The organism is Paraglaciecola arctica (genome assembly GCF_018861065.1).
In the GTDB taxonomy this organism is placed as follows: Bacteria; Pseudomonadota; Gammaproteobacteria; order Enterobacterales; family Alteromonadaceae; genus Paraglaciecola; species Paraglaciecola arctica_B.
On record NZ_JAHKQO010000041.1, the window covers coordinates 1 to 5,074 of the forward strand.

Genomic DNA, 5,074 nt, shown 5'->3' on the forward strand with positions numbered 1-5,074 from the left:
CCTGTGCTTTGAGGCGTTAGGTGCTTGTGGAGCTGACATTGAATCCAGAACAAATATTTAACAAACATCAAGACTCTTTGATGAATTTATTGAGAGCAGCTGACGTCTACGCTTTGTTAAAAATAGATGATTTGAGGGGAACAGATGAAGAAATTAAAACTGCAAAGGAAGTAATTGCTAAATCAGGTTCTAGCCACCTTATCCATTCAAAACATTTTTTCCTTTCAAAGGATGAACAAAATTTATTTGAAAAAGATGAGTATGTTTCTGGCGTATGCCAACATGTAGTTCAGTCATGCTACACAGCCATAGAAAACTATTTAACTAACTTTTTCATCATTCAACTCAAACTTAAATTGAATGATGAAACGATGTCAGAAGCTATTTTGAAAAATATTTCTTTCCGGAGTCTCGACTGGATTAAGAAGCATTACAAAACCTTTTTAGGGATTAATTTAGCCTCATTTAATCATAATGATATATCGACTTATGAAGAGTCTTGGTTTCATCCTAGGGACGAATGGAACGGTTTAACGATATTATCTCAGGTAAGGAATGAAATAGCCCATGAAGGATACTGTAAAAGTTACTCAATACATTATCCTGTAGATGCGTATGCCGTCATCCACTTTATCAAGCGTTGGGTAATGTTTTTCGATATAAAATATGGTGAGAGTCGCACCTAACAAAAACATCAACAGGAAAACTACTCGCTGTAAAGCGCTCGTATTTTCCAGTTATATTAAGCGTTATGTGTTTAGAAAATGGAGTGCAACATTTTAATCTTGCTACTTAGTTTAATGTTTTTGTCTTTTGCTGCGCTACTTGCAGGTATTTTAATGGCACCAAGTTCCGTTAATGAAAACTGGACACTTGAAGGTGATCATACAAACCTAGAAATTCTTCAAGTACCTAATATTATTCTAAAACGTTGCTATATGCCGCAGAGGTATTATGTTCGCAAAATGATAATATCTGGTTTTACTGGCTTGTTCATTGGCTTTAGCACCCTGTATTTCTTAAATAAATTTGGCTTGGTGTAATAAACACATAACAAATTTATTAAATTTCGTTGCGGCCAAAAAACGGCCTTCACTGGACGCGCAAAAAACGCGCGCCATTTATAAAAAGCGTTAGGTGAATACGAGTGTTTGAAAAAGGCTTTAGAAAACTACACTTGTATATGGTTTGTTTGAGCATTGGCGTTATCAGTGGTTATATTGTATTTGTCTTGTTTCCTCTGATTTTATGGCTATCTGCCGCCTTGTTAACAAGTTGGTATTTCGTTTTACCATTTACCGTGTGGTTAGCATTTATGGTTGCAGCAGTTATTTTGGGTTTAACAATTAAATGTCAAAATTGTAATAAACTGCTTGTTGTTATAACTAACATTAATCACATTAATAAAAACAGAAGCTGGGTGTTCTGGTTTTTAAAAGACTTGCCACCAACTGTTTTATGCGAACACTGTGAAGCTGTCTATGGTCATTCACCTAACAAATGAATTATGTCGTTCGTAAACTCACAGGGAATTTTACTCGCTGTAAAGCGCTCCTAAAATCCCCATATTCAAAGCGTTAGCCTGTTTTGGATAGTTGGCGTTCACAAAGGAATTTTCATGTTAATTAAAAGTTTAGTTTTTCTATCGATTGCTACTTTGTCATTTTCAAATACTTTAAAAGCATCCGAAAAGGAGATTGCAGAGACTGGTTTTAAAAATCTAATGGACTGCATTAAAAATGTGCCTCTCGATGTAGAGAAGTATAAGGGAGTTGGTTCACAACAAATTCTCTTATTGGCTGTAATGAAGAACATCAATAATGATAGTAAACCTATCGAAAATATTGACATTGATATTGATTTTCCTAAGTTGTATCAATTGGTTAAAAGTAGCTGTCCTACAGAGTTAGAGCAGGTTGAAAAGTTAGTACCAATTGAACACGGCTAACAAACAAATCATGGCCGACGCGCAAACAGCGCGCGCCGCATATTCGAAGCGTTAGCGAGCATGATGAAATTTTTCGTAAATCCCAAACCTCTATCTCTACTTATACTACTTAGTCTGTCTATGTGGGTGTACTTAGTTTTATTGAGATACCTTGGAGATATCCGTGTGGTAGATTCTGGTTTGGATAGTGAGGAAATGTACATCTGGGAAACGCTACTTCTTACAATTTCATTGTTTTCACTATTCTATTTGTGGGTCTGTTCAATTATTCATAGCTTCAAAAATAAGAGTAAATTTTTAAGTGTAATTATCGCCTTTATTTGGCCCTTAAGTTACTTTTACAGTGTCTACGTTTTAGTTATCAATCGGGGTAAGGGTAATGCTAGCTAACAAGTGCATCATGGTGGGAATTTTACTCGCTGAAAAAGCGCTCCTAAAATCCCCATATGCAAAGCGTTATGTGTAAACCAACATCCGTTGAATGGAGGAACTAATTAGATGAATGAAAAGCTCATTACTCCTTCGTACTGGCTGCTTTTTATTGTAACTCCTGCAATTATATTTGGTATTGCGATAGACCTGCTTGGATATTCTATATGGGTACTATTAGCTGCCATTATTATTCTTCTAATTATTGGTGAGTTCGGTTTGAAAAAGTGGGCAAGCTTATGGCTGCCAAAAGACAGTGAACACTTATGATCTATACACATAACAAACCAAGTCAGCGGGAATTTTACTCGTTGAAAAACACTCATAAAATCCCCTGCTTGGGGCGTTATAAGGCATACAGGAATACCTAGATGGAAATTTTTCCAGGAATCGGTACTGACTTAATACGTTTTGGAATGACCGAGCCAGAAATATTCCGGCTACTCGGTAAAGCGGATAAAACCTACGTTACAGACGAGAACTGTAAAAGGTTGCAGTTTAATCGTTTGCGTATGGAACTTTCGTTCGAGCCAGAAAATAACGACCGACTGGGATGGATTGAAGTTCATAACCCAGATGTTTTATGGGGTGGGCGCAGTCTAATTGGATTATCGAAAAATGAAGTTTTGAAATTTGTTTCAGACTTACTAAAATTGGAGCCTGAAATAGAGGATTACGGTTCATTTCTATCTATATCGTATTACGAGAAGTGGGTAGAGTTACAGTTTCAATTTGACCGTCTTGAAAACATTAACTTTGGTGTTCTCTACGATAACAACGAGGTACCGCAATGGCCCAGCTTATAACAAAGCCAGTCAATCTGACCTCCGTAAGCTGTCTTCTTTTTTGCAAAAAACACGCAAAAAAGCAGCCATCTCACTCCGGCAGTTGCTGGCGGCGTTCTATTGCTAATGAAACTCGGAGATAAATCGTAGTGGGGGTATGGGGTGTAAATGTCGAAGATAGTGATTCGTATGCTGATATTTACGATGGTTTTTTTGACATCTATAACAATGGCGCGAGTCCAAAGTACGCTAGCTCAGAAGTTAAGGAATCGTTTTCAGAATACTTCGAAGACCACGAAGATTCAAATAACTCTTGGTTTGCCCTAGCTCAAGCTCAATGGGAGACAAAGAGTCTAGATCAGAGCGTGTATGAAAAAGTCCGTTCTATCATAACTAGTGGAAGTGATTTAAAGCTTTGGGAGGAGCTAGGGGCTTCCAAAGACGATATAAAAAATCGAAAAATCGCCCTAGATTCGTTTCTTGAGGAAATATCATCCGAAAAGAAAACGAAGAAAAGACGTAAGAAGCCAAAACATGATTTTCGCGCCAACAAATTAGTTGAACTTGCTGCACCTGATAACCAGAAAGTCTTTACGGTTACAGAAGAGTTTAGTGATGGTAAATATATCCATACGTCTGCGCTAATGATGTGGGGTTCTGGTGGGGGTTCAGTTTTCTACTTCAGTAAGGAGGGTTCGCAAGTTGGCGCAGAGTGGCAAGATTCACAAAAATTGGTTATCACCACAGAAAAAGGTATCGAGTTTTCAAAGAAAGATGACTCTGCATTCTTCTGCGGTGATCAGGTAGAGGTGACCTACCTTTGTGAGTAACACAATAGAACAAGCGGTTGCACCGGACAAATTTTAGCGTCACCTTTTTTGTTCCAAAAAAGCCGCCACAAAAATTTGCTCGGTGAGCCGGGCGTTATATGCTTAAAAGGATTTAGTAACTTTAAATGAACATTATAAAGCTCAGAAAGTTAGCCTTAGTTGCCTTCGTTTTTTGTTTTGTAGTGTTTCTGTGGTCGTATTTTCGGATGGAAACGTGTGGCTATGACTGCGGCATATTTACACTCCAATATGGAGGCGCGACAGTCTTTTATTATTTGCTTTCCTTCTGGCTAGGGCTAGCATTACTAGCTATTTTGTTGGGTTCTACTATTTACTTATTCATACTCAAACGTAAAGCCAGTTAGTTTTAAATTTAAATAATAAGGTAGTCATTTGAACGCATATAACAAAAACATCATGGTGGGAATTTTACTCGCTGGAAAAGCGCTCCTAAAATCCCCATATGCAAATCGTTATATTGCTAAAGGTATTTTGAAGTTTACTATAGAAACTTGAGTCAATCTTAAGAGGAGATAAAGACATGGAAACTTTCGGTTTTATATTTGGAATCACAGGTATGTCCATGGGAGTAATAGGCTTTGTTTTTGGGATTATTTCAATGTCCAAAATTGATAAACTTGAAAAAAGGCTTAAGGAACTTGATGTTCTAAATCAGGACTTTAAGTCAAGTTGATGCCCACCCTTTACTTCATAGGTCAGTCGCAATATAACAAACCAATTATTCCGACCTCAACTCGCTGCGCTCGTTTCGTCGGCATATTGGGGCGTTAGCATGCCAAAACTATTTTCATTTGGTTACCTAAAAGTGGTGTGCAAAGCGGGTGGCTTTTTAGCTCTGTTCAGTCGGTAAAAGTAGTTCACGTAATCAATTAGTTCTGGCAATATAAATCATCAAACACTGACAAAGTTAAGGCAACGGATAATGCAGCACATACATTTACACAAGGCAGTCACAGTTTGTTAGTTCATCAATTAATTCAAACAACAGCACGCAATGCGGCAGCTAACAAACAAAGTCACACAGACGCGCAAAAAGCACGCGCCTGTGCTTTGAGGCGTTA

General features: G+C 37.7%; 8 protein-coding genes. All 8 read left to right on the forward strand.

The genetic code is table 11. The annotated features are described in order from the left end of the window. Window positions 1-38: 38 nt before the first annotated feature. The 8 genes from KO534_RS18640 to KO534_RS18675 all read left to right on the forward strand — a co-directional run bounded on the left by KO534_RS18640 (window position 39) and on the right by KO534_RS18675 (window position 4,686). Entirely contained in the window at window positions 39-686 is a 648-nt protein-coding gene (locus KO534_RS18640; protein ID WP_215932013.1) for a hypothetical protein, read from the forward strand. Window positions 687-764: 78 nt separating this feature from the next. After that, window positions 765-1,043, forward strand: coding sequence for a hypothetical protein (locus KO534_RS18645; protein WP_215932015.1), 279 nt, complete (start codon window positions 765-767; stop codon window positions 1,041-1,043). 104 nt (window positions 1,044-1,147) lie between these two features. Then, entirely contained in the window at window positions 1,148-1,504 is a 357-nt protein-coding gene (locus KO534_RS18650; protein WP_215932017.1) for a hypothetical protein, read from the forward strand. A gap of 114 nt (window positions 1,505-1,618) precedes the next feature. Next, window positions 1,619-1,948 (forward strand): hypothetical protein, encoded by a 330-nt coding sequence (locus KO534_RS18655; protein ID WP_215932019.1) that lies wholly within the window; start codon window positions 1,619-1,621, stop codon window positions 1,946-1,948. 498 nt (window positions 1,949-2,446) lie between these two features. Beyond that, window positions 2,447-2,647 carry a hypothetical protein gene (locus KO534_RS18660; RefSeq protein WP_215932021.1) on the forward strand — a complete coding sequence of 67 codons (201 nt, stop codon included), beginning with the start codon at window positions 2,447-2,449 and terminating at the stop codon, window positions 2,645-2,647. A 101-nt stretch (window positions 2,648-2,748) separates the two neighbouring features. Then, window positions 2,749-3,183 (forward strand): hypothetical protein, encoded by a 435-nt coding sequence (locus KO534_RS18665; protein WP_215932023.1) that lies wholly within the window; start codon window positions 2,749-2,751, stop codon window positions 3,181-3,183. A gap of 128 nt (window positions 3,184-3,311) precedes the next feature. Beyond that, on the forward strand, window positions 3,312-3,992 hold the full coding sequence (locus tag KO534_RS18670; RefSeq protein ID WP_215932025.1) for a hypothetical protein: 681 nt from the start codon (window positions 3,312-3,314) through the stop codon (window positions 3,990-3,992). Window positions 3,993-4,533: 541 nt separating this feature from the next. Then, window positions 4,534-4,686 (forward strand): hypothetical protein, encoded by a 153-nt coding sequence (locus KO534_RS18675; protein ID WP_215932027.1) that lies wholly within the window; start codon window positions 4,534-4,536, stop codon window positions 4,684-4,686. Window positions 4,687-5,074: the final 388 nt, after the last annotated feature.

Excerpts from the sequence above, each read along its gene's own strand:
- KO534_RS18645 (WP_215932015.1), top strand. The coding sequence starts at position 765 with ATGGAGTGCAACATTTTAATCTTGCTACTTAGTTTAATGTTTTTGTCT.
- KO534_RS18655 (WP_215932019.1), top strand. The coding sequence starts at position 1,619 with ATGTTAATTAAAAGTTTAGTTTTTCTATCGATTGCTACTTTGTCATTT.
- KO534_RS18660 (WP_215932021.1), top strand. The coding sequence starts at position 2,447 with ATGAATGAAAAGCTCATTACTCCTTCGTACTGGCTGCTTTTTATTGTA.
- KO534_RS18665 (WP_215932023.1), top strand. The coding sequence starts at position 2,749 with ATGGAAATTTTTCCAGGAATCGGTACTGACTTAATACGTTTTGGAATG.
- KO534_RS18675 (WP_215932027.1), top strand. The coding sequence starts at position 4,534 with ATGGAAACTTTCGGTTTTATATTTGGAATCACAGGTATGTCCATGGGA.